Origin of the sequence: Flavonifractor sp. An4 (genome assembly GCF_002161755.1) — a bacterium.
Classification (GTDB): domain Bacteria; phylum Bacillota; class Clostridia; order Oscillospirales; family Oscillospiraceae; genus Flavonifractor; species Flavonifractor avicola.
Genome location: NZ_NFIL01000089.1, coordinates 1 through 2,261, shown reverse-complemented (window position 1 = coordinate 2,261; position 2,261 = coordinate 1). Strand labels below are relative to the sequence as shown.

Sequence of the window (2,261 nt, the reverse complement as noted above, 5' to 3'; positions counted from 1 at the left end):
CTCATGGGTATCTTCTCGAATTGGCTTTGGCCGATGATGACGGCGTCATAGTCCCCGGTGGCGATGCGGGCGCAGAACTTCTTGCGGCTGCGCTTCTCGAAGTCCTTTTTGGTTGTCACCAGGATGTTGGCGGAGGGATAGAGCCGCAGGAACTCCGAGGCGGTCTGCTCGGTCAGGTGGTTGGGCACCACGAAGATGGACTTCTGGCACAGGCCCAGGCGCTTGGATTCCATGGCGGCAGCGACCATCTCGAAGGTCTTGCCCGCACCCACCTCATGGGCCAGGAGTGTGTTGCCGCCGTACAGCACCCGGGCGATGGCGTTGAGCTGATGGGGCCGGAGCTGAATGGCCGGGTTGATGCCGCTGAAGGTGATGTGGCTCCCATCATATTCCCGGGGCCGGATGCAGTTCATCTGCTCATTGTACTGCTGTACCAGGGCCTGCCGCCGCTCCGGGTCCCTCCAGAGCCAGTCCCGGAAGGCGTTCCGAACAGCCTGCTGTTTCTGTGAGGCCAGGGTGGTCTCTTTGCTGTCCAGCACACGCCGCTCCTGCCCATTCGGATCTTTTACCGTCCGATAGACGCGGACATCCCGCAGGTTCAGGCTGTCCTCCAGGATTTTATAGGCGCTGGTCTGGTCGGTGCCGTAAGTAGTCCAGGCGGCCACATCGTTGTATGGGACGGTGCCCTTTCCGGTGATGGACCACTCCGCCGTCTGCCGGCAATACAGCACACGGATGTACTGACGCAGGCGTGCCGGGGTCTGGAACACCTCGTACATGAACTGCTGGATATAGGACGGGTCAATCCAGGTAGCGCCCAGGCGCACCTCGATTTCCGAAGCGTCCAGGTCCCGGGGCTGGACGGCCTGGAGCGCCTCCACATTCTTGGCAAAGAAGGGGTCCTGCTCCGCGATCACCTGCGCGGCACGGAGTTTCCGGCGCACGTTGCCGGAGAGATACTCGTCCGCCGTTTGCCAGCCCTTGTCCCAGTGTTCGCCCTGTTCGTCAAAGTCAAAGGGGCCGGTTCCCGGATTTTTGAAGATGACGCCGGATAGGTCGCTCACGATTTGGGGGATGTGCTCTCTGCCGCCCATGAGCGACGCCATAAATTCCAGGTCCACCCGGGCACGCTCTCCGATGGAAACGGCAAGGGCCTCGGCGGCGGTGTCCACATGGGTCACGGCCCGGTGGGACTGGATGGTGCGCTTGGTGAACATATCCGCCTTGCGCTTCAGATTCCCGTCATCGTCCAAAATCTCCAGGGAACAGAGCAGGTAGTAGGCGCTGTCCTTGTCGAAGGCCTGCCGGTTTGCCCGGTCGTTGATAAGGCCGTACCGGGCGGAGAAGGCGTCGTACAGGCGGCCCAATTCCTGCTGCTTGGCCTGGATGGCGGCGTCTGTGCTGTGCTCGTCCATCTGGAAGGCGATAAGGCCGTGTACGCAGTCCCGCAGGGCGATCATGCCCCTGACCCGTCCCTCCGCCGAAGCGGTCAACTCCGGGCGGACCATGACGCTGTTTTCCCGGTAGTACACTTGGCCGCCTACCAGGGCATATGAGTAGTTCTTCACATCGGGGTCGGCGGGAAGCGTGGCGGCGGGCTTTGCCCCATCCTCCAGCTCCGGCGGCTCGGCCCCGGCATAGCGGCCCTGGACATGGCCCACCGCCTCGTGGAGCAGCTGGGCAAGGTCCGCGCCGGGGATGGGCGCCACGGTATAGTCCTGCTTCCCATACTGGGTGCTCTCGGCTGCGGACTGGCCCAGTACCATCTCCGGGTGGCGGATGAAGTAGCGGTTGACCATGAAGCCCTCCGGCGTTTCCTGGGTCTGCACCCACTCCGGCTCTGTGACCTGCGGGGTGCTCCGCTTTTGCAGGAACAGGATGTCCGACACTACCTCCGTGCCGGCGTTGGCCTTGAAGGCGTTGTTGGGCAGGCGGATGGCCCCCAGCAGGTCCGCCCGCTGGGCCAGATACTGGCGCACGGCGGAATCCTTGGCGTCCATGGTGTAGCGGCTGGTGAGGAAGGCCACGATGCCGCCGGGGCGCACCTGATCCAGGGCCTTGGCAAAGAAGTAGTTGTGGATGGAGAAGCCCAGCTTGTTGTAGGCCCGGTCATTGACCTGGTAATTTCCAAAGGGCACGTTGCCCACGGCAAGGTCGTAGAAGTCCCGCCGGTCCGTGGTCTCGAAGCCGGCCACGGTGATATGGGCCCTGGGGTAGAGCAGTCTTGCGATGCGGCCGCTGATGCTGTCCAGCTCCACGCC

General features: G+C 63.2%; 1 protein-coding gene. It reads right to left on the bottom strand.

Features of this window, described 5'->3' with window-relative positions:
• The coding region (locus B5F94_RS15715; RefSeq protein ID WP_158100317.1) for a DEAD/DEAH box helicase family protein at positions 1–2,261 on the bottom strand (2,261 nt) is incomplete at both ends.